19 protein-coding genes are annotated in these 22528 nt (G+C 31.2%); 10 read left to right on the top strand and 9 right to left on the bottom strand.

Translation table 11 applies throughout. From position 1 onward, the window contains the following. Window positions 1–41 precede the first annotated feature (41 nt). The 7 genes from UXY25_RS09910 to UXY25_RS09940 all read left to right on the top strand — a co-directional run bounded on the left by UXY25_RS09910 (window position 42) and on the right by UXY25_RS09940 (window position 7698). Window positions 42–779, top strand: coding sequence for a type III pantothenate kinase (locus tag UXY25_RS09910; protein WP_320815860.1), 738 nt, complete (start codon window positions 42–44; stop codon window positions 777–779). After that, the gene (locus UXY25_RS09915) at window positions 772–2043 is read left to right on the top strand and encodes a hypothetical protein (protein WP_320815861.1); all 1272 of its coding nucleotides are present in this window, start codon (window positions 772–774) and stop codon (window positions 2041–2043) included. The genes UXY25_RS09910 and UXY25_RS09915 overlap by 8 nt, the downstream gene beginning before the upstream one ends. Before the next feature lie 21 nt (window positions 2044–2064). Then, a complete protein-coding gene (locus UXY25_RS09920; RefSeq protein ID WP_320815862.1) occupies window positions 2065–3429 on the top strand; it encodes a hypothetical protein in 1365 nt (454 codons plus the stop codon). 57 nt (window positions 3430–3486) lie between these two features. Further along, window positions 3487–3987, top strand: a complete 501-nt coding sequence (gene lptC, locus UXY25_RS09925) for an LPS export ABC transporter periplasmic protein LptC (RefSeq protein WP_320815863.1) — start codon at window positions 3487–3489, stop codon at window positions 3985–3987. 52 nt (window positions 3988–4039) lie between these two features. Further along, window positions 4040–4228, top strand: a complete 189-nt coding sequence (locus UXY25_RS09930) for a hypothetical protein (RefSeq protein WP_320815864.1) — start codon at window positions 4040–4042, stop codon at window positions 4226–4228. Further along, a complete protein-coding gene (locus UXY25_RS09935) occupies window positions 4228–5496 on the top strand; it encodes a hemolysin family protein (RefSeq protein WP_320815865.1) in 1269 nt (422 codons plus the stop codon). Before UXY25_RS09930 ends, UXY25_RS09935 begins: the two co-directional genes overlap by 1 nt. 99 nt (window positions 5497–5595) lie before the next feature. After that, on the top strand, window positions 5596–7698 hold the full coding sequence (locus tag UXY25_RS09940; protein ID WP_320815866.1) for a peptidylprolyl isomerase: 2103 nt from the start codon (window positions 5596–5598) through the stop codon (window positions 7696–7698). Between the two features lie 49 nt (window positions 7699–7747). Here UXY25_RS09940 and UXY25_RS09945 read toward each other — a convergent pair whose 3' ends face one another. The 5 genes from UXY25_RS09945 to UXY25_RS09965 form a co-directional block, all read right to left on the bottom strand. Next, complete coding sequence (locus tag UXY25_RS09945) at window positions 7748–8905, bottom strand: beta-ketoacyl synthase (RefSeq protein WP_320815867.1); 1158 nt, start codon at window positions 8903–8905, stop codon at window positions 7748–7750. Between the two features lie 37 nt (window positions 8906–8942). After that, window positions 8943–10214, bottom strand: coding sequence for an adenosylmethionine--8-amino-7-oxononanoate transaminase (bioA, locus tag UXY25_RS09950; RefSeq protein WP_320815868.1), 1272 nt, complete (start codon window positions 10212–10214; stop codon window positions 8943–8945). 71 nt (window positions 10215–10285) lie between these two features. Continuing rightward, on the bottom strand, window positions 10286–10903 hold the full coding sequence (bioD, locus tag UXY25_RS09955) for a dethiobiotin synthase (RefSeq protein WP_320815869.1): 618 nt from the start codon (window positions 10901–10903) through the stop codon (window positions 10286–10288). Beyond that, window positions 10903–11328: a DUF2007 domain-containing protein gene (locus UXY25_RS09960; protein ID WP_320815870.1), complete on the bottom strand. Its 426-nt coding sequence runs from the start codon at window positions 11326–11328 to the stop codon at window positions 10903–10905. The genes bioD and UXY25_RS09960 overlap by 1 nt, the downstream gene beginning before the upstream one ends. A 1-nt stretch (window position 11329) precedes the next feature. Then, the gene (locus UXY25_RS09965) at window positions 11330–12460 is read right to left on the bottom strand and encodes a pyridoxal phosphate-dependent aminotransferase family protein (protein WP_320815871.1); all 1131 of its coding nucleotides are present in this window, start codon (window positions 12458–12460) and stop codon (window positions 11330–11332) included. Between the two features lie 121 nt (window positions 12461–12581). Between UXY25_RS09965 and UXY25_RS09970 the strand changes: the two genes are divergently transcribed. The 3 genes from UXY25_RS09970 to UXY25_RS09980 are packed head-to-tail and all read left to right on the top strand — an operon-like array spanning window position 12582 to window position 13826. Next, window positions 12582–13112, top strand: coding sequence for a DUF2975 domain-containing protein (locus UXY25_RS09970; protein ID WP_320815872.1), 531 nt, complete (start codon window positions 12582–12584; stop codon window positions 13110–13112). A gap of 3 nt (window positions 13113–13115) precedes the next feature. Next, window positions 13116–13616, top strand: coding sequence for a DUF2975 domain-containing protein (locus UXY25_RS09975; RefSeq protein WP_320815873.1), 501 nt, complete (start codon window positions 13116–13118; stop codon window positions 13614–13616). A 3-nt stretch (window positions 13617–13619) separates the two neighbouring features. Then, complete coding sequence (locus tag UXY25_RS09980) at window positions 13620–13826, top strand: helix-turn-helix transcriptional regulator (RefSeq protein ID WP_320815874.1); 207 nt, start codon at window positions 13620–13622, stop codon at window positions 13824–13826. 54 nt (window positions 13827–13880) lie between these two features. Here the strand turns inward: UXY25_RS09980 and UXY25_RS09985 are convergent, their stop codons facing one another. The 4 genes from UXY25_RS09985 to glmS form a co-directional block, all read right to left on the bottom strand. Further along, on the bottom strand, window positions 13881–18581 hold the full coding sequence (locus tag UXY25_RS09985; protein ID WP_320815875.1) for a VPS10 domain-containing protein: 4701 nt from the start codon (window positions 18579–18581) through the stop codon (window positions 13881–13883). Window positions 18582–18674: 93 nt separating this feature from the next. Next, window positions 18675–18956, bottom strand: coding sequence for a F0F1 ATP synthase subunit epsilon (locus tag UXY25_RS09990; protein WP_320815876.1), 282 nt, complete (start codon window positions 18954–18956; stop codon window positions 18675–18677). Between the two features lie 55 nt (window positions 18957–19011). Then, window positions 19012–20523 (bottom strand): F0F1 ATP synthase subunit beta, encoded by a 1512-nt coding sequence (atpD, locus tag UXY25_RS09995; protein ID WP_320815877.1) that lies wholly within the window; start codon window positions 20521–20523, stop codon window positions 19012–19014. Window positions 20524–20674: 151 nt separating this feature from the next. Beyond that, window positions 20675–22522 carry a glutamine--fructose-6-phosphate transaminase (isomerizing) gene (glmS, locus tag UXY25_RS10000; protein ID WP_320815878.1) on the bottom strand — a complete coding sequence of 616 codons (1848 nt, stop codon included), beginning with the start codon at window positions 22520–22522 and terminating at the stop codon, window positions 20675–20677. Window positions 22523–22528 lie beyond the last annotated feature (6 nt).

Here is a 22528-nt window from a genome sequence, read left to right on the forward strand (position 1 = left end):
AAAAAATCAATTTGTATATTTGCTTTTCAAATTACAAGATTATGCTATTAGCAATCGATATAGGGAATTCATATATTAAATGTGCTGTTTTTGAACAAAATACACTTTTAAGCAAGTTCGTTTTCAAACAAGAAGAAGCGGAAATAAATTTTGAATTAATTTTTAAAAAATATCAAAAAATATCAAAAGGAGTCATTTCATCAGTGGCAAATCTTGATGAAAGTACTTTTTCTTATCTAAAAGAGAATATTGACTTGCTTGAAATTTCAAATAAAACTTCTTTTCCTTTCTCAAACAATTATAAAACAAAAGAAACGTTAGGAATTGACAGGTTGGTTTTAAGTGCTGGTGCAGTTTTAGGTTTTAAAAATCAAAACCGACTTATAATCGACGCTGGGACATGTATTACATATGACTATGTAGATTCAAAAAACGTTTACCAAGGCGGAGCAATTTCACCAGGGTTATCGCTTAGGTATAAGAGTTTGAATAATTATACGGCAAAATTACCGTTATTAGAGAATAAAAAAATTGATTTTTTAATTGGAAAAAGCACTTCTGAATCTATTTATTCAGGTGTAATTAACGGTGTAATTAATGAAATTAATGGCTTTATAACACAATATAGGGAACTAGATAAAGATTTAACAATAATTTTAACAGGAGGAGACGCAGTTTTTTTGGCTAAAAGTATAAAAAACACCATATTTGCGGATTCAAATTTCTTATTAGAAAGTTTGAACAATTTATACACCTATTGTAAAAATAAAAATGACTAAAAAAATAATCGTTATTATCGGCTTATTAACTTCGTTCATAGGCTTCACACAAGAAAACACTTCTTCACCTTATTCATTTTACGGTCTTGGAGATATAAAGTTTAGAGGAACAGAAGATGCGAGAGCTATGGGTGGTTTAAGCTTTGCTGGAGACAGTATAAGTTTAAATCTATTAAATCCAGCATCTTATTCTAGTTTAAAGTTAACTAGTTTTGGAGTAGGTAGTACGTCAAACTTTAATAAAATCAGCAATTCTGAAGCTTCAGAAAAAGCAAAAAGAACAACTCTTGATTATATTGCAATTGGGGTTCCGGTAGGTAAATTCGGAGCTGCTTTTGGACTAATGCCATATAGTGCAGTAGGTTATAAAATAGAGAACACATATACTGATTTAAATAGCCTTGAAAGAAACGAACGATTTACAGGAATTGGTAACATAAATAGAGTATTCATAGGTACTGGATATGAATTCAACAAAAACTTCAGCATTGGTGCTGACATTCAATACAACTTTGGAACAATTGAGAATGAAGCTGTAGAATTTGTTTCAGATGCTATATTTGAAGATAACATTCAACTTGGCTCTAGAGAAAGAAACACTTCAAACATTAGTGGCTTGTCAGCTAATCTAGGTTTACTGTATAATAAAAAATTAAACGAAAAAATAAATCTTTATTCTAGTTTAACGTATAGTCCTGAATCAAAATTAAATTCAACTAACACAAGAAACATAGCGACTGCAACTTACAATCCTATTACAGGTACTGAGTTTGTAAATGACTCTAGAGACATTGAAGTTGCAAATACTAAATTAGTTATTCCTTCTAAATTATCATTAGGTGCTGGAATTGGAGAAACAAACAAATGGTTAATTGGTACAGAAGTAACTTTTCAAAGCAGCAGCAATCAAAACAATAGATTTGATGATGTTACCGCTGCTAGTTTCGAGAATTCTCAAAAATACACTGTAGGAGGATACTACATCCCTAAATATGATTCATTTTCAAACTATTTAAACAAAATAGTTTATAGAGCTGGATTTAGGTATGAAAAAACAGGTTTAGTAATAAACAATCAAAGTATAAATGATTATGGCATGAATTTTGGAGTAGGATTACCAGTAACATACTCTAAAATTAATATTGGTGTTGAATTTGGTAAAAGAGGTACAACAACAAACGGATTAATTGAAGAGAATTACTTTAACTTAAGTATAGGCCTTTCACTAAGTGATAAATGGTTTAGAAAAAGAAAAATTGATTAATAAATTTTGAACTGATAAAAAATGAAAACTAAATTAACATTATTATTTGCAATAGCTACAGGTTTTTTTGCTCAAGCTCAAAGTCCAGAAGCATGTACAGAAACATTAAGTTTAATGGCATCTTCTGCTAAAGCAAAAGACCCATCAGCTTACGAATACTTAACAACTTTGAGAAAAGATTGTCCTTCATTTCACAATGGAATATACACTTATGGAGAATTTGTTATCAATCAAGCTATAGACAAAGCAACAACTCCTGCTGATAAAGAAAAATATGTTCGTGATTTATTAAAATTATATGATGAGCATGATAAAAACTTTCCTAATAATGGAGCAGGAAATCAAATGAAAAAAGCAATGACTTTGTTTGAAAATAATATTGGAACAAAAGCCGAAGCATACCAATTATTAGAAAACGCTTTCAAAACTGATAAAACAAATTTTGATTCTCCAAAAGCCTTATATACTTATTTCGAATTATTCGTTAATGATTATGAAGCAGCTAATAAAGGGATTACTTTGCAACAAGTTTTTGACAAGTACGATGATATTTCTGAAAAATTAACAGAAGAAGAAAAAGAATTATCTGAAGCTAAAGATCTTCTTTTGGCTAAAGAAGATGCTGGAGAAACGTTAAGTAGCAGAGAAGAAAGATCTAAAAATAAATACGAAATTAATCTAGAAGCTTTTTCAACAGTTATAGGTAGCATGGATTCTAAAATTGTAGAATTATCTACTTGCGAAAAACTAATTCCTTTTTACCAAAAAGGATTTGAAGAAAATAAAAACAATGAAGTTTGGCTTAAAAGAGCTGCTGACAGATTAGAAGCAAAAGAATGTGATGGAGACCCACTTTTCTCTAAAATATCTGAAGCATTATACAGGTTAAATCCAAGTGCAGACGCAGCATACAAATTAGGTATTGTAGAATTACAAAGAAAAAACACTTCTAAAGCTTTAGATTATTTTAACAAAGCTGCAGACATGTTTACAGATAATTCTAAGAAAGCATTTGTATACTATCGTATGGCTACAATGTATAGTAAATCTAACAAATCTCAATCTAGAGCATACGCAAGAAAAGCTTTAGCTGTTAAGCCTTCATATGGTAAAGCATATTTATTAATTGCTCAATTATACGGAAGTAGCATTAACGATTGTGGAAACAATCCTTTTGACAAAAGAGCTATGTATTGGCTAGCTGCTCAATATGCAGACAAAGCAGGAAACGTAGATACTTCATTAAAAGGAGCTGCTTCAAAAATGGCAGGAAGCTATAGAGCCGCAGCACCATCAAGAACTGATATTTTCGAATCTGGTAAAGCGGGAGAAAGAATCTCATTTAATTGCTGGGTTGGAGAAAGCATAACAGTACCAAAACTATAAATGAGGAAATTATTGAATAACATATTTAAACACATAGTCACGATATCAATCGTGACTATGTGTTTTTCTTGTGAAACCAATTTAAAAGAAGTACAAAAATTCAATCAATCATCATTTGTTCCTTCTGGAGAAGCAGACTCTATCAACTTAAAATATACCGATTCAGGAAAAATAAAATCTATTTTAAAAAGTCCTAAAATGTTGGATTACGGCAACATTAAAAACGCTTTTACTGAATTTCCAAATGGAATTTCTGTCACTATGTTTGACGACAATGGAAACACAACTACAATTGTAGCTAATTATGCCATATCATATAAAAAAACAGATATAATAGACTTACAAGGCAATGTAGTTATCAATTCTCATGACGGCAAAAAACTAGAAACAGATCAACTTTATTTTGACCAAAAAAACGAATGGTTTTTTACTGAAAAAACATTCAAATACACTGATGAATCTGGAGGATATTTACAAGGCCCTGGAGTAGATTTCAGTAAAGACTTCAAAATCTTTAATATGCAGAAAAGTAGCGGAGAGGTTAACAACTTAAATTAACCCAAATATTCGTTATATTTTTATTTTCATTACTTTTGTTAAAACAATAAACATGACATATCTTAAAATTATTCAATACGTGTATTTAGCATTTGGTTTTATATTCCTTTATAAAGCTTACGACGAATATACAAATGGAGGAAATCCTATTATGTTTCTTGCAATAGGAGTTGTTGCTATAGCTATGTTTTTCTTTAGACGACATTTTCACAACAAACAACAAAATAGAGACAATAAGTAATGGAGATAGCTATTATTGTTATTTGCTTATTACTTTCCGCTTTTTTTTCAGGAATGGAAATAGCTTATATTTCTTCAAACAAAGTGTACTTATCAATTGAGAAAAAGCAAAATAATTTCAATTCAAAAATACTTTTAAAACTTACCGAAAAACCATCACAATTTATAACCTCAATGTTAATTGGGAACAATGTTGTTCTTGTTATTTATGGTATATACTCTGGCGAACTATTAATGAATTGGATTGAATTATTAAGCTATACCTTTTCTCCATTTGTTAGTTTACTTCTTCAAACTATTTTATCTACAATCGTTATTTTAATGACTGCAGAATTTTTACCTAAAGTATTTTTTCAAATTTATGCCAATTCATTTATAAAACTATTTGCTGTTCCTGCATATATGTTTTACGTCTCGTTTTTTTGGGTAACAAAATTTGTGTTATGGATATCTGATTTTATTTTAAAGAAATTTTTCAAAACAGAAGGCGACCAAATACAAGCTTATTTTAGCAAAGTAGAACTAGGTAATTATATTAACGAACAAATGAATAGTGTTTCTGAAGACGATGAAATTGATTCAGAAATACAAATGTTTCAAAATGCTCTTGAATTTTCAGAATTAAAAGCAAGAGACATCATGACACCTAGAACTGAAATCTCAGCTGTAGATGTTCTTGACCCTGTAAATGAGCTTAAAGAATTATTTGTTAAAACAGGCTATTCAAAAATTTTAGTTTATCAAAACTCTGTAGATGATATTTTGGGCTATGTTCATTCATTTGAATTGTTCAAAAAGCCAAAAACAATAAAATCGGTAATGATTTCAATTGAATTTGTTCCAGAAACCATTCTTATAAAAGACTTACTAGACATTTTAACCAAAAAAAGGAAAAGTGTTGCTGTAATCTTAGATGAATATGGTGGAACATCTGGCATTATAACAGTTGAAGATATTATTGAAGAGCTTTTTGGGGAAATTGAAGATGAACATGATTTAGAAGAAGAATTAATCGATGAAATAATTGAAGAAAATGTTTATTTATTCTCTGGAAGATTAGATGTTGAATATATTAATCAAAAATATAATTTAAATATTCCTGAGTCAGATTCATACATAACTCTAGGTGGTTTTATAGTAAACAATACAAAAGAGATTCCTCAAAATAAAGAAAAAATTAAGATTGACAATTTTGAAATAATCATACATTCTGCCTCAAATAAAAAGATAGAGTTAGTTAGACTTTCAATATTAGACGAGAAACAATAAAAAACTTTAAAAAAATAACTGAAAATATAATTTTACTATTTTATAATTGAATAGATAATTGTATTTTCGCCTTCTATATTAAATAAATAAAAAATAAAAATGGCAGTATTATCTAAAATTAGACAACGTTCATTCTTTCTAATTGTAATCATTGCATTAGCATTGTTTTCATTTGTATTAGCAGATGTAATTAAAGGCGGTGGATTTAGCGGTGGATCAAATGATGTTGGATCTGTAAACGGTGAAGAAATAGCGGCGCAAGGTTTCATGCAAAAAGTTGCACAGGCTGAAAAGCAAGGGCAAAGCACAACCAATACTCAAGCTGTTAATAGCGTTTGGGAACAAGAAGTAAGAAGCATATTGCTAAACGAGGAATTTGAAAAACTTGGAATAAGAATTGGTAATGAACAACTAATTAATATTATCAAAACTGACCCAAATATTGCTCAAAACCCACAATTTGTAAATGAAGCTGGACAATTTGATGAAAATAAATTTAAAGAATTTGTTAAGTCAAAAAGAAATGATCCAAATCCAGAAACTTGGAATCAGTGGAAAAACTACGAAAATAGTGTTGAAAAATATGCAAAAGAGTTAATGTACAACAACATGATAAAAGGTGGTATGTATGTAACTAAAGCAGAAGGAAAATTTAAACATGAAATTGACAACAATAAAGTTGATTTTGATTTTGTTACTCTTCCTTATACAAATATTAACGATGATGAAGTAAAAGTTTCAGATGATGAAATCATGGCTTACATTAAAAAGTATCCAAAAAAATATAAATCAGACAACACGGTTAATATTGATTATGTTTTGTTTGAAAACAAACCTTCAAAAGAAGATGAAGATGCAATGATCGTTACCGTAAACAATGCATTATACGGAAAAATCGAATACAATGAATCTACTGGTAAAAACGACACTTTAGCAGGATTAAAAACTGTTGCTAACATAGGTGAGTTTGTAAATGCAAATTCAGATATTAAATTCGACTCAACTTACTTAGCTAAAAAAGATTTACCTATAGATTTTCAAGAACAATTATTCAATTTAGGTAATGGAGAAGTTTTTGGACCTTATGTATTTAATGGTCACCAATGTTTATCTAGAATGATTGGACGTAAACCAAATGCAAGTGCTAAAGCAAGTCATATTTTAATTTCTTATTCGGGTGCACCTCAGTCTACTGCAACAAGAACTAAAGATGAAGCTAAAACTCTTGCTAATGATTTATTAGCTCAAGCTAAAGCTAATCCTTCTAACTTTGCTGCATTGGCTTTAACTAATTCAGAAGATCCAGGTTCTAAGAACAATGGTGGTGAATATGACAATATTACTCCAGGGCAAATGGTTCCAACTTTTAATGATTTTATTTTCAATAATTCAATTGGTTCAATTGGACTTGTGGAAACAGATTTTGGATTTCACGTAATTAAAGTCTCAGACAAATACAATGCTGTTTTATTAGGAACGATTGCTCAAAAAATTGAGCCTTCAGAAACAACAATTGACCAAATATACACTGAAGCTAGTAAATTTGAAGCAGATGCTAATGAAAAAGGTTTTGAGTCTGTTGCAGAAAAAAACAAAGCTACTGTAGTTCCATCAACTAACATCAAAGGGTATGATGAATATATTCAAGGTCTTGGTGTTCAAAGAGAAATTATCAGATGGGCTCATAATTCTGAAAATGCTACTGGTTCTATAAAAAGATTTGATGTCCCACAAGGATATGTAATTGCAAAATTAAAATCTAAAAATGAAACTGGTTTAATTTCAGTAGAAATGGCTAAAGATGTAGTTTCTCCAATTTTAAGAAACGAGAAAAAAGCTGAATTAATAAGAAAGAAAATGTCTGGAACTACTTTAGAAGCAGTATCGCAATCTTCTAAAGCTACTATTTCAAACGCTACTGCAGTTGCAGTTGGAAGCCCTGTTCTTCCTAATATTGGAACTGAGCCAAAAATTATTGGTGCAGCATTTAGCTTAAAGCCTAATACAACTTCTAAACTTATTGATGGAAATAGTGGAGTTTATATGATTAGAACTAAATCTATAACTAAAGCGCCAGAAGCTGCTAATTACAATTCTTTTATCTCTCAAGAGAAAACACAACAATCATCTTCTGCTCAAACAAGAGCTTACCAAGCTATAAAAGACAAAGCAGATATTAAAGATAATAGAGCTAAATTTTAATTGAGTTCTAAATAAATAAAAAAGCCTTGCAATTGCAAGGCTTTTTTATTTATTTAGAAATTAAAATACTAACCGCATTACCTCCAAAACCAACAGCATTAATTAAAACCTTATTAATTTTTGAAGCTTTAGATTTATTATTCGTAAAAGGAACGTCTATAAATTGTTGCTTCTGCAACATAAGAATTGCTAATTCTAAACTCAACATTCCGGATGTTGCAAATGTGTGACCAACTTTCCATTTATTAGAAGTCAACTGAGGTATTTTTGAACCAAAAACCTTTTCAATTGCTCTATATTCTGATAAATCTCCTTTTATTGTTCCAGGAGCATGCATTACAATTACATCAATTTCATCTAACGAAGTATGCTCTAAAGCCATTCGCATAGATTTTTGAAAACAATCTGCTTCTGTAGATATTGAAATATTATGCTCTAAAATTTCAGTAGCATAACCAATTCCTTCAATTATCGCTAAAGCATTTTCATTTATTCCATTTTCTAAACAAACAACACCTGCTGCCTCACCAATAACCATTGTATTCTCTTTTTTCTCAATGTCTAAAGCCAAACATGGATACTCAGAATTCATTATCCGTGAATAAATTTTAAGTGCTTTCATTTGAGCAATAGTAAATGGAGTTATAGGAGCTTCACTTCCACCAACCAAAAACTTATCAGCAAAACCTGCATTAATCCAAGCGATTCCATTTAAAATAGCATGAAAAGCAGTAGAACACGTAATAGAATGTGAAATTTCTGGACCAGTACTTCTTAAATCATTTGCCACCCAACTTGAAATATTTCCAAGAGTAGTGGTTGGAGAAGCCAATAAAGAAACCTTGTTAGTTCTTAAAAATTCTTCATGATAATCTTCGAATAGAGCTGTAGCTCCACGTGAAGAACCAATGTTGATCCCAAACACATCATTTTCAGTCCACCCAGCTATTTTAACGGCGTTTCTAGCAACTAAAATCGCATAGAGCACAGATTTGTCTAAAGATTTATATTTTGAATCTGAAGCTTTTAAAACCTCGATTTCGTTCAATATTTTTTTAGGCAACTTTGCTACATTTACAAGCTCGTTATTAATAGTTTCTTTCGAAATATAACTTGAATTATTCAAATAAGCATTCCATATTTCATCAGGTTGAGAACCTAACGCTGAAATACTTGATTGTGCTGTAATAGAAATCGATGTTTTCAAAAAAAAATTATTGGGAAAATGAATTATATCTGCAAAATTAAACTATTTCCAATGCTTCTTCAATAGTTTGGTATATTTTTTCCAAATGATCTTTTGAAATAATATAAGGTGGTAAAACATAAATAATATTTCCAACTGGGCGAAGAATTATCCCTTTTTCAATAAAGAAAGAATATAACTTGTTTCGCATTTCGCCGTAATAATCTTGTTTCCCTTCAACTTTTATTTCCAAAGCAATAATAACACCTAAAACTCTTGTGGTTTGAACTTTTGGATGATTTTTAATACGTTCTTCAAAAGCTAAGTGACTTAGATTAACTTTATTAATATTATTTTGAATTTCTTCAGTTTCTAATAGCTCAATACTCGCCAAAGCCGCAGCACAACCTGTCGGATTAGCCGTAAAAGTATGTCCGTGAAACAAAGCTTTACTTACATCATCATCATAAAAGCCATCGAAAATTTCTTGAGTAAAACTTGTAACAGCCATAGGAATTGTTCCTCCCGTAAGTGCTTTTGAAAGGCACATCATATCGGGTTGTTGACTCAAATAATCGCAAGCAAAGTTTTTACCCGTTTTACCAAAACCAGTCATTACTTCATCGGCTATTGTAAATACATTTGCCTTTTTAGCTATTGCAATCAACTCATCTAAAGCTGAAGACGAATACATAACCATTCCAGCCGCACCTTGAACTAGTGGTTCAAATATAAAAGCAGCGAATTCATTCGTTTCAACTAATTTTTTTAAAGTTGCTGCACTCTTTAATTCATTACCTTTTGTTGGAACCGGAATACGAACTACTTCTAACATTGAACCTTTGAAAGCTTCGGTAAAAAATGAAATTCCACTTGTTGCCATTGCTCCAAATGTATCACCATGGAAAGCATCTTCAAAAGCAATAATTTTAGTACGCTTTTCACCTTTATTGTGAAAATATTGCAAGGAAACTTTTAAAGCTACTTCAACTGCAGACGAACCGTTATCGGAATAAAAAAACCGTTTTTGATTATTGGGTAATATTTGAGCTAATTTTTCAGAAAGTAAAATAGCAGGTTCATGTGTAAAACCTCCAAATAAAACATGTTCTAATTGTGTTAATTGCTTAAAAATAGCTTGAGCAATAAACACATTACTATGCCCAAATGGATTTACCCACCAACTTGCAATAGCATCAATATATTCTTTGCCAGAATCATCCCAAAGCAAAGCACCACTCCCTTTTACAATTACAGGATGATCAAATGCATTTTTGTGTTGTGTATAAGGGTGCCAGTTATAAAGTTTATCTTTTTCTGAAAGAGTCATTTGGGGTATAATTTTGATGGATTACAAAGATACATCAATTAGAAAAAAAGGAGTGTTAATGAATAAATAACTTACAAACTCTCTAATTCATCTTTAAATAAATCAGCATAATATTTAACTACATTTTGATCGAAATAGGGTTCATTTTCAATCCTCCCAATAAATTTACATTTCGACTTAGACAAAATAATTTCTTCAGTAGCTATATTTTCGTCACCATTAAATATAATTCCGGCAATATTAATATTTCTATTCTGCAACGCTTCTATGGTTAACAAAGTGTGATTGATACTCCCCAAATAATGACGAGAAACAACAATAACTTTATAATCAGGTTGAATTAAATCTACAATAGTATCTTTTTCATTTAAAGGGACAAACAAACCTCCTGCTCCTTCAATAACTAAGTTGTTCTTTGTATTAGGAGCTTTAATTTTTTTTACATCAATTACGACATTATCAATATCCGCAGCAAAATGAGGGCTTGCAGGTGTATTTAAAGCATAACTATTCTCATGGAAAATAGTTTTAGCATTAGAAATATATTTTTTAACCTTATGACTGTCCGAATTATTTAAATCACCTGCTTGTATAGGCTTCCAATAATCTGCTTCTAAAGCTTCTGTAATAATGGCTGACGCAATAGTTTTGCCAACATCTGTTCCAATTCCTGTAATAAAATACTTCATTATAATTTTGTTTTCTGTTCCAATTCATAATTACAATTTGCACATCTATATTTATACTTTGTATAAAAAGGCAATACAAAAAACATTAAAGCTAAAAGCATAGAAAAAAAAGATTTTGCATCGTCTATAACAGACAATAGTTGTAGCTTTTCTTGCTTACAGTTTGGGCATTTTAATAAATTACCCTTATTATCCAAGGAAAATGCACTTATATTAGAAAGGACATGAACTGCTCTTTCAAAATCTTCCGTTCTAACATACATTTTAACTCCACCAATAGCGTTACTCACTAATGGATCTGTGTCAATAGTATTGTTATCACGTAAGAAAACTTCAATTTCCTCGGACTCTAATTTTCCCTTGAAAATAATTGCTTCAGAAGAATATTGATAAGTAGATACTAATTTAAATTTTTCATTTTCCATATTAAACAAAGGTATACAACAATTCTAAAACTCGCTTTATTTCATCTTTAGAATTGTAAGAATGCAAACAAAATCGCAATCTCTCTTGTCCTTCAGGAACAGTTGGTGATAAAATAGGTTTAACATCAAAACCATTATTTTGTAAACATTGAGCCGTTTCTTTTACTTTACTATTTCCAGAGATAACAATTGACTTTATACTTGAATTATTAGATATATAGCCAAGAATGTTAGAACAGTTTTTATCAAAATATTTAGAATTTTCTTTTAGCTTATTAATTCTATCTTGAGCTAAATTCAACTCTTGATAGGCAACCAATATTGTTGCAACAGCATGAGGCGGAAGAGCTGTCGTGTATATAAAACTCCTGCAAAAATTAATTAGATATTGTTTTAATTGAATACTTCCTAAAATTGCAGCACCATGACAACCTAAACCTTTTCCAAAAGTCATAACTCTTGCAAATATTTTATCTTGAAGTTGTAATTCCTGAACTAAACCTTCTCCATTATTACCTAAAACAGCTAATGCATGAGCTTCGTCAACAACTAATAATGCATTATGCTTTTCTGAAAGTGTTACTATATTTTCAAGATCTGGAGAATCACCATCCATAGAAAAAACACTTTCAGTAACTATGTAAATTTGGTTTCCTTCTAATTTAAATTTAAGAAGTAAAGTTTCTAAATCAGTAAGATCATTGTGTAAAAACTTATATGACTTAGCTAAGCTTAACTGAATCCCATCTCTAATTGATGCATGACAAAGTTCATCATATAAAATAATGTCATTGCGTTGTGGAACAGCGCTGAAAAAACCAACATTAGCATCGTAACCTGAATTAAACAATAAAGCACAATCTGACTGATGAAATTGGGCAATAAAACTTTCTGTTTCTTGAAATAACTCATGATTACCCGTAAGCAATCGAGAACCAGTTGCGCCGTTTTGAATTATTTTTTTATTTAATAAAAGTTGGTGGACTTTATTGAAAATTTCTTCATTTTTTGAAAACCCCAAATAATCATTTGTAGCAAAATCCATTAAATTTTGAGAAGTAGTTAAAGAACGTAAAGCATTATTTTCTTCACGAACGTATAGCTTATTTTGTAATGACTTTGGGAATTTCATATAACAAAAATAAGAAAACTTATTTGCAAGTAGAACAAAATAAATTATTTAAAAAAGACAATTTTTTATTGTTTATCAATAATTTTTATATATTTGTAAAATAATTTTAATTTTTATAGCAATGAAATCTAATTCTGATTTAATCTTTAAAATAATGAATATTGTTTTTTGGATAGTGTTTATTGGTCTTTGCATTAAAACTGGTGCAACTCTTTATTCTTTTTTAGTAAGCTATTTTTATAATCCTATTGCCGCAAATGATTTATATTTTGGATTGGATTTGTCTGAATTATTGGCTTATGATAAAATCCATTATTTAAATGTTGTTTCTATAACACTAGTTGCTTTAGTGTTAAAATCGTATTTGTCTTTTTTAGTATTGCAAATTTTTAGAAAATTAGATTTAGAAAACCCGTTTACTTTAGATATTTCAAAATTAATTACAAAAATTAGCTACTATTCTTTTATAATTGGTGTTTTATATAATCTTGGAAATTCTTACAAAAAATCCATACTAAAAGAATCTGTTTTCTTACCTCAATTAGATTGGAATAGTGATGAATTTTTATTTATTTCAGGAATTATTTTTGTGATTTCATTAGTATTTAAAAAAGGAATTGATTTACAAACTGAAAACGAATTAACAGTATAAATTATGAAAAAATTAAATTTATTAAAAGGGATTATTGATTTTGTTTGGTTACTTACTATTACATCAATACCTTTTATTATTCTATTTATAGGTTACATTGTCTTTTTTTCAGAAGAATTTTTTCCAATAAAAGTTAACGGAACTGAAATAACCGCCAACACAATTTCAACTAAAATATTATTATTTAGTTTGACAATAGCTTACATCTTACTTGTATATTGTATTTATTTATTTCGTAAAATATTACGTTTATTTCAACAGAGAAAAATATTTGACTTATTAGTAATCGGAAATTTTAATAAAATGGGCTACTTATTATTATTTGCTTCAATTATAGGTGGAGTTTCAAATTTTATAGTTCAATTTATGAAAAACAAAATAACATTAGAAATTAGCTTAAATCCTTACGTATTAATGTTTTGTATGGGATTATTTCTATTAGTATTAAGTGAAGTTTTTAAAATTGCGAAATCTCAAAAAGAAGAAAACGAATTAACAGTTTAAATTATGCCTATAATTGTAAATCTTGATGTTATGCTTGCCAAGCGAAAAATGAAAAGTAATGAATTGGCTGAAAAAATAGACATTACATTGGCCAATCTATCAATTTTAAAAACAGGAAAAGCCAAAGCTATACGGTTTTCAACTTTAGAAGCCATTTGTGAAGCATTGGAGTGTCAACCTGCTGACATATTGGAATACCAACAGAATTAAAAATAAAAAAAGCCCTGCTAATTGCAGGACTTTTTTTTATAAATCTTATACTTATTAATAAATAATTTTTTTCGTGATTTCTTGTCCGCTTGTTAATTTTACTTTTACGAACAGTGCTTGTGTAGACAACTGCAAACCTGAAACAACAAACAATTTTTGCCCCACTCTTTTATTCTGATACAATATTCTTCCTAGTAAATCAAACACTTCAATGCTTTCAATTTCCTCTGATGCATTTAATTGAATTCCATTTATATCCGAATAAACCACTAATGAACCGTCAAATACAAAATCCTCGTTACCTAGAACCCCGTTTTTATAAACCAATTCAAATCGATCTTCAAATGTTCCTTCTTGTGTTGAAAATGAATATTCAGACTGTTTAATATCGTGAATGATATTTGCATAGTTGTCTTTTATAAAAACATCTTGAGCTGTAAATAATCCATCAACAGTTTCCAATGAAATAGAATAATTTCCTTGTGTTAAAGCTTTTAAACCTAATATAACAACATCTTCATCATTAAACGGCAAAGCTTTACCTTGAATAACATAAGCTTCATCATTCAACAAATTGTAAATCATAGGCTTAGAATTGTCTAGTACTTTACCATCCATTCCGGAATCAACGCCATTAGTTGCTCCTTCAATATAACCTACTAATATCTGATTATATGATGTGTTTGAATCATTTAGATTTAACCAAATCCTATTTCTCTCAATTGAATCAGAGCTTTCAGAATTTCTATAAAATTGAGTACTTACAGAAGCATTTACTCTTTGAAGGTTATTAAAGTTTATTGTTGCAGGAGATGTAGCTTCTAAATAAAACCCTTGTCCTGTTTGAATAGTTCCATTTGGAATTTTTCCGCTGGCATAAGCAGCTACCCCACCTGCTCCAGATGTATAAGCTGCAAAATTGTTTTGAGGATATGAACCTCCACTTGCTGCGGTTGTATTTGTCCAAAAATACAATGTTTTTACACTTGGATTATCACTAATAAAAGTATTTGCACCTATAGGAGATGCATATGGATTACCTATTAAGTTATATCCTAAACCAATCGATTGACTGATTACCCCGTTAGCTGGAACTCCAGAAAACTGACCATTAAAAACTGTAGGACTAGTATAAGTATTGTCTGCACGAATCATATATCCTTTTCCTGATACAAAATTAGTTGTAGCATCTACAGATTGATATGCAGTAGGTGTTGTTGTTCCGGTATATAAATATTGATAAAAACGTGTAGCTATTGTATTTGGAGAGTACCCTTGTAATTGCTGACCAATTACTGGTGAAGACCATGCTGTATAATCTAACCTATTCATTGCTGTTGCAGCACGTTTTACAATAATATTTCCGCTATTTACAGCAGCATCATTTAATTGACGCAAAGCTGCATTATTTTCAATTGTTAACAATGAACCTGTATTAATTGTAATATTACCTCCTACAATAAAAGTATGTCCAGAATTAAAAGTCACTTGAGCATTATTACTAATTGTTGCCGTACAAGCTTCTAGGTTTCCAGAAGAAACATAGTTCCCTGTAAAGGTTGCATTTTTAGTAGAATTCGCAACCCCGTTAGACCATACTGATCCATTCCAAGTTGTAGATGAAGAACATTTTGGCGCAAATTTTAAATCATCGATAGCAATATCAGATTCAAAACCACTTCCTGTTATAGCTCTTATTCTTATTTTTATAGTTTCGCCTTGATATGCATATAATTGTGCAGTAGCAACATTCCAAACATTACCTGTATTTACAGTTAATGAAGGAATAAAATCTTCGTTCCAAGCACCGTTAACAAACACATCTAAATGCAAACTTCCCATAGTCGTTCCAAACATGTGATAAGCAAATTGAAAATCGTATTGTTCATCTAGAAAAATACATTGACTTTCTAAAATTGCAGTTTGAGCTGAACAACCAGAGGCTTCTACATACATATAGTTTCCTACTGAAGTTCCTGGATTATAATCAACCGATGGACCTGTATTAGCAGAAGGAGTTCCGTTTTCGTCTACTCTCCAATCAATATTATCTTGAGATCCATTTGTTAAATTTGACCATAAACCCCCAAGTGAACAAACAGTTGTACCACAATCACTAGCAGTGCCACATAATGCATAAGACTCAAAATTATCATTAAAAGCAGTTGCAACACTACCTCCACTAACTTGAATATAAGAAGGATTTGTTTTAATATCATTTCCAAAACCATTAGTTGCAGTTAATGCTATAGTATAATTTCCAGGTGCAGAAAATTGAACTTGAGGATTTTGTGATGATGCAGAAGTACTATTCACATAAACAAAAGTTGCAGGTGAAATTGACCAAGACCAAGATGTTGGTGTATAATCTGAGTTGTCTATTAATGTAAAAGTATTTCCTACACAGCCATTAGTTGTGTTAGCATAGAAGCAAGCTTTTGGCGCTAAGCTTCCTGGATCTTTCAAATCACCTTTCCACAAACCTTGTCCGTATGTACCAGCATAAAGACTGCTTTTACATTCTACATTATTATAATGAATTTCTAATTCTGTAATTTCAATATTTGTCAAACCAGTACTATAAGAAGACCAATCAGCCATCGTGTTATCTCTATAGTAAACCCCAACGTCCATACCTATATACATTGCTTTAATAGGACTGTCTTTATCTATAACTATAGTATTTAATGAAATGTTTGGTAAAGTTCCCGAAAAATCAGTCCAACTTACGCCACTATTTGTCGACTCGTATATGTCATTTCCTAACGCAATAAATAAATGAGTTGGATCAGTTGGATCAATTTCAATATCTTTCGGTGTTGAAGCAACTGGTAAATTAGCGTTTAAGTTTGCCCATGTAGGAGAACCCGCCAATGCATCATTTGTTCTATAAAATTTGTTAGTTCCATTTCTTGAAACATACATTACATTACTATTTGAAGGAGCTATTGCTAGGTCTACTATTGTGCTAGTTCCTCCAAAACTTGAAATTGAAGTCCATGTTGTTCCTGAACGTACCGCTGTATTTTTCCAAATATTAGCATAACCAGCAAACATAGTATTGGCATTATTTGGATCTAATTTATAAGGTGTTACCCACCCACCTTGCTCAGTAACTGAACCAGATATACCTGTAAAAGAACCCCCTCCATTTGTAGACCTACGGATATCCCCATAGTATAATGCTCCATACATATAGGTTTCGTTTGCAGGATCTATAATACATTCCATTCCATCTCCACCTATTTCCGTTATAAAGTTTGTTCCTCTACTAATAGAAGTTCCATTATCTTGATGTCCATTAATTACTAAATCAGAAACCGTTTGAGAAACGCCAATTTTATAAAGTTGAGCAATTGCTAAACCATTACTTAAGTCGCTCCAATTTACACCTCCATTAGAAGTAATATATAAACCTCCATCATTACCTGAATAAACAGCATTTGTGTAAGGAGAAAACTCTAATGCGTGTTGATCAGCATGTACACCATCTACACCTCCACTAGGCCCAACCCAATAAGACGCACAACTCATAGTTGACCCACCGTTTACAGACTTCCATATATTAACCCCTCCTGTATAAATAACGTCAGCATTTGCAGGGTCAGCAGCAATAACTAAATCATAAAATGATTGACTTGCAGTACCGGAGCCATTCGTCTCATAACCTAAAATATTTGGAGTTGTAGTTCTAGTTGAAAAACTAACACCACTATCAGTTGAGCGGTAAATTCCAACCAAACCTGAGCCACCACCTACTAAAGCATAAACCCAGTTTGGCTGATTTGGAGAAACAGCTAATGCCAAACGGTTACCTGTTGTTCCTAATCCAGATGTTATTTTAGTAAAATTTACACCTCCATTTGTAGAAAGATGAAATTCCCCTTTATTATAAGTCCCAACGTAAATAATATTTGAATTTGTTGGATGTAAAGCAATATCTTTTGGATTATCAGCAAGAAATGTTGAAAGAGACCAATTTACACCAGCATCAACTGTTCTGTAAATATAGCCATTACTACAAGCAGCATACATTTTATTTGGATTTAGAGGATCCATAACTATTTCATTGACCGTTCTATTACCCATACCTGAATTACGTAAAGCCCATGTTAAACCGCCATCAATACTCCTCCATACTCCATAACCAGGAGCATCCCCGGCATCTCTATCTCCAGTTCCGATATAAATAATATCTGGATTTGAAGGATTAATAACGATACTTGAAACACCAAGTCTTATTAACCCATTAGAATATTCTGTCCATGTTAAACCATTATCTATTGATTTCCAAAAACCTCCTGCAGGAGCACCAACATATATAACATTTGAATTTGTTGGATGGAACGTTATGCAATTTAACCTTCCACTTCCGTTTAATTGACCAGTACCATTACTTGGCGTTGGAGTTGGTCCTAATATTGTCCAATTTCCGGTTCCAGACGCATATTTAGAACTAGTTTGACGAGTTCTATATTGTTCAATTTCATTTAAAACACTTCCTTCACTTGGAAAAAATCCATTTTCATCAACTCTATTTTTCCAATAATATCTCCATCTTTCAAATTGCTTAATACCTAATCCCTTGGGAATAGTATTGGTATTAATCATGTTTTTATTTTTATAAATCTCAAAATCTCTTTCAATATCATAAAAATTTTCATTCTTATCTGACATTTTATTTTGCCATTGATTTTGGGAAAAACCAAGCATCGACATTAAAATAATAGCGACAAAAAGTAAATTTTTCTTCATAAGACATTAAATTATAGTAGGTTAATTTTCAAATATAAAAAAAGTCCTGCAATTGCAGAACTTTTTTTATATAAAAGTAAAATTTAAAGCAAATTAATCAGCTAAAACAATCACTTTATTTTCATTCATTTCAATAGTACCTGAGTTAATAGGTAACCAAAATGTTTGCTCATTAACTTTAGTATATTTAGAAACAAATTCTTTTTGAATTTTAATATTCTGAGCACTTATTTTAACATTCCCTTTAATCAATAACGACACAATAGATGCGTGATTATTTAATATTTGAAACTCACCATTAACACCAGGAACTGTTACCGAAGCAACTTCTCCTTTAAACAATGTAGCCTCTGGCGATACTATTTCTAAAATCATATTTATTGAATTATGAGTTGCTTTTTTAATAGTTACAACTATAAATTGATAATTATTATGCTTCTGCTAACATTTTTTCACCAGCTTCGATAGCTTCTTCAATAGAACCTTTAAGGTTAAATGCTGCTTCTGGTAAATGATCTAATTCACCATCCATAATCATATTAAATCCTTTGATAGTTTCTTTGATATCAACTAATACCCCAGGAATACCCGTAAACTGTTCTGCTACGTGGAATGGCTGAGATAAGAAACGTTGTACACGACGTGCTCTAGAAACTACTAATTTGTCTTCTTCAGATAATTCTTCCATACCTAAAATAGCAATAATATCTTGTAGCTCTTTGTAACGTTGTAAAATTTCTTTTACTTTTTGTGCACAATCATAATGTTCATTCCCTAAAATAAGAGGAGTTAAGATTCGAGAAGTAGAATCTAATGGATCTACCGCTGGATAAATACCTAACTCAGCAATTTTACGAGACAATACAGTAGTTGCGTCTAAGTGAGCAAATGTTGTTGCAGGTGCAGGGTCAGTTAAATCATCCGCAGGAACATAAACCGCTTGTACAGATGTAATAGATCCTGTTTTTGTAGAAGTAATACGCTCTTGCATTACACCCATTTCAGTAGCTAATGTTGGTTGGTAACCTACAGCAGAAGGCATACGCCCTAATAATGCAGACACCTCAGAACCAGCTTGTGTAAAACGGAAGATATTATCAACGAAGAAAAGAACATCTTTTCCTTGTCCATCTCCAGCTCCATCACGGAAATATTCAGCAATTGTTAAACCAGATAAGGCAACACGTGCACGCGCTCCAGGTGGCTCATTCATTTGTCCGAATACGAAAGTCGCTTTAGAATCTTTCATGATGTTTTTATCAACTTTTGACAAATCCCATCCTCCATCTTCCATAGAATGCATGAAATCGTCACCATATTTAATAATACCTGACTCTAACATCTCTCTTAAAAGGTCATTTCCTTCACGCGTTCTCTCTCCTACTCCTGCGAATACAGAAAGACCACCGTGACCTTTTGCTATATTGTTAATTAATTCTTGAATTAATACTGTTTTACCTACTCCAGCACCACCGAATAAACCAATTTTACCACCTTTTGCATATGGCTCAATTAAGTCAATTACTTTAATACCTGTAAATAAAACTTCTGTAGCTGTAGATAAATCTTCAAATCTTGGAGCAGGTCTGTGAATTGACAAACCATTTTTTCCGTCTTTAGGCAAATCACCTAAACCATCGATTGCATCTCCGATTACATTAAATAAACGCCCGAACACTTCAGGACCAATAGGCATTTGAATAGGCGCTCCAGTTGACAAAACATCTGTACCTCTAGCCAAACCATCTGTTGAATCCATAGATATTGTACGAACCGTATTTTCTCCAACATGAGACTGCACTTCAAGTACTAATAATGTACCGTCTTTTTTAGTGATCTCTAATGAATCATAAATTTTTGGAAGTTCGGCTCCTTCTTGGTTGAATACTACGTCAACAACTGGTCCGATAATCTTTGAAACTTTTCCTGTAACTTTAGACATTACTTATGTATTTATTTAATAGCTATTTAATGTTGAAAAAACATGTATTTTTCCGAGTGCAAAGATAGTTTTTTATAAAACAATTTTGCAATAATTTCTTTGAATTTTTTCTAATAAAAAAGCGAAATGTTCATATTTCGCTTTTTTATTCTTATTCTACAGTAACAGATTTAGCCAAATTTCGAGGCTGATCTACATTACACTCTCGCATAACTGCGATATGATATGATAATAATTGTAACGGAATTGTTGTAAGGAGTGGCGTCAAAGCTTCTGTTGCTTCCGGTATTTCAATCACATGATCAGCTAAAGCTCTTACCTGTGTATCACCTTTAGTAACTATTGCTATAATTTTACCGCTTCTTGATTTAATTTCTTGAATATTACTTACCACTTTATCATAATGCCCTTTATTAGGAGCAATAACGACTACTGGCATTGACTCATCAATTAAAGCAATAGGACCGTGCTTCATTTCAGCAGCTGGGTAACCCTCAGCATGAATATAAGAAATCTCTTTTAACTTTAAAGCTCCTTCTAATGCAACTGGGAAGTTATAACCTCTTCCTAAATAAAGACAATTTGGAGAATCTTTATAAATAGCCGCAATTTCTTTGGCAACTTCATTACATTTTAATGCTTCAGTAACTTTTTCCGGAATCATCTCTAACTCCAATAAATACCTTTGATAATCTGAATTCGACATTTTTCCATTAGCCTTTGCTAAACGCAAGGCCAATAAAGTTAAAACAGTTATTTGAGTAGTAAATGCTTTTGTAGAAGCAACGCCAATTTCTGGACCTGCATGCGTATATGCACCTGCATGAGTTTCTCTTGAAATTGATGAACCTACTACGTTACAAACACCAAAAACAAATGCTCCGTTTTCTTTTGCTAACTTAATTGCAGCCAAAGTATCTGCCGTTTCACCTGATTGTGAAATTGCAATCACAACATCATTTTTATTTATAATTGGGTTTCTATATCTAAATTCAGAAGCGTATTCAACTTCAACAGGGATTCTAGCAAATTCTTCAATAATATACTCTGCAACTAATCCAGCATGCCATGAAGTTCCACAAGCAATGATTATTATTCTATCGGCATTTAAAAATTTCTCAAGATTATCATCAACTCCAGCCATACGAATTATTCCTTTATTTACTAAAAGTCTACCTCTATATGTATCTTTAATTACGTTTGGCTGTTCATAGATTTCCTTCATCATGAAATGGTCATATCCACCTTTTTCAATCTGCTCAAGATTCATTTGCAATTCTTGAACATAAGGATCAACTAAAGCATCATCTTTTATTTTTCTAACCTTCATAGGTTTATGAAGCCTTATAATTGCCATTTCTTCATCTTCCAAATAAATAGCATTTGAAGTATATTCAATAAAAGGAGAAGCATCCGAAGCAATGAAAAATTCATCTTCACCTACTCCAATAGCCAAAGGACTACCTAATCTAGCCGCAATTATTTCATTTGGTTTATCAACATCAATAACAGCAATTGCATAAGCACCTACCACCTGATTTAGAGCAATCTGAACCGCCTTCCCTAAACCTATATTTTCTTTTTTCTTAACATCTTCAATAAGATTAATTAAAACCTCAGTGTCGGTATCAGATTTAAAAGTATATCCTCTTTTAATTAACTCTTTCTTAAGAGGTTCATAATTTTCAATAATTCCATTATGTACAATTACTAACTTACCAGAATTAGAAAAATGCGGATGAGAATTTACATCGTTTGGAACTCCATGAGTCGCCCAACGAGTATGTCCCATTCCAACTTTACCAAATTTTGTATTTTCTTTTTCACATATTAATTCAAGATCAGAAACTTTTCCTTTTGTTTTAGACATCTTCAATTTCTCTCCATCAAACAAAACTAATCCAGCACTATCATAACCTCTATATTCTAGGCGATGTAATCCTTTAATTATAACCGGGTAAGCGTCTCTATGACCAATATATCCAACAATTCCACACATAAATAA

The sequence above is a fragment of the Flavobacterium sp. genome (assembly GCF_034111225.1).
Classification (GTDB): Bacteria; Bacteroidota; Bacteroidia; order Flavobacteriales; family Flavobacteriaceae; genus Flavobacterium.

What these genes read in the sequence shown, in the direction of transcription:
- UXY25_RS09910 (WP_320815860.1), top strand. Translation starts at nt 42, where the DNA reads ATGCTATTAGCAATCGATATAGGGAATTCATATATTAAATGTGCTGTT.
- UXY25_RS09915 (WP_320815861.1), top strand. Translation starts at nt 772, where the DNA reads ATGACTAAAAAAATAATCGTTATTATCGGCTTATTAACTTCGTTCATA.
- UXY25_RS09920 (WP_320815862.1), top strand. Translation starts at nt 2,065, where the DNA reads ATGAAAACTAAATTAACATTATTATTTGCAATAGCTACAGGTTTTTTT.
- lptC (WP_320815863.1), top strand. Translation starts at nt 3,487, where the DNA reads ATGTGTTTTTCTTGTGAAACCAATTTAAAAGAAGTACAAAAATTCAAT.
- UXY25_RS09930 (WP_320815864.1), top strand. Translation starts at nt 4,040, where the DNA reads ATGACATATCTTAAAATTATTCAATACGTGTATTTAGCATTTGGTTTT.
- UXY25_RS09935 (WP_320815865.1), top strand. Translation starts at nt 4,228, where the DNA reads ATGGAGATAGCTATTATTGTTATTTGCTTATTACTTTCCGCTTTTTTT.
- UXY25_RS09940 (WP_320815866.1), top strand. Translation starts at nt 5,596, where the DNA reads ATGGCAGTATTATCTAAAATTAGACAACGTTCATTCTTTCTAATTGTA.
- bioA (WP_320815868.1), bottom strand. Translation starts at nt 10,214, where the DNA reads ATGACTCTTTCAGAAAAAGATAAACTTTATAACTGGCACCCTTATACA.
- bioD (WP_320815869.1), bottom strand. Translation starts at nt 10,903, where the DNA reads ATGAAGTATTTTATTACAGGAATTGGAACAGATGTTGGCAAAACTATT.
- UXY25_RS09960 (WP_320815870.1), bottom strand. Translation starts at nt 11,328, where the DNA reads ATGGAAAATGAAAAATTTAAATTAGTATCTACTTATCAATATTCTTCT.
- UXY25_RS09965 (WP_320815871.1), bottom strand. Translation starts at nt 12,460, where the DNA reads ATGAAATTCCCAAAGTCATTACAAAATAAGCTATACGTTCGTGAAGAA.
- UXY25_RS09970 (WP_320815872.1), top strand. Translation starts at nt 12,582, where the DNA reads ATGAAATCTAATTCTGATTTAATCTTTAAAATAATGAATATTGTTTTT.
- UXY25_RS09975 (WP_320815873.1), top strand. Translation starts at nt 13,116, where the DNA reads ATGAAAAAATTAAATTTATTAAAAGGGATTATTGATTTTGTTTGGTTA.
- UXY25_RS09980 (WP_320815874.1), top strand. Translation starts at nt 13,620, where the DNA reads ATGCCTATAATTGTAAATCTTGATGTTATGCTTGCCAAGCGAAAAATG.
- UXY25_RS09985 (WP_320815875.1), bottom strand. Translation starts at nt 18,581, where the DNA reads ATGAAGAAAAATTTACTTTTTGTCGCTATTATTTTAATGTCGATGCTT.
- UXY25_RS09990 (WP_320815876.1), bottom strand. Translation starts at nt 18,956, where the DNA reads ATGATTTTAGAAATAGTATCGCCAGAGGCTACATTGTTTAAAGGAGAA.
- atpD (WP_320815877.1), bottom strand. Translation starts at nt 20,523, where the DNA reads ATGTCTAAAGTTACAGGAAAAGTTTCAAAGATTATCGGACCAGTTGTT.
- glmS (WP_320815878.1), bottom strand. Translation starts at nt 22,522, where the DNA reads ATGTGTGGAATTGTTGGATATATTGGTCATAGAGACGCTTACCCGGTT.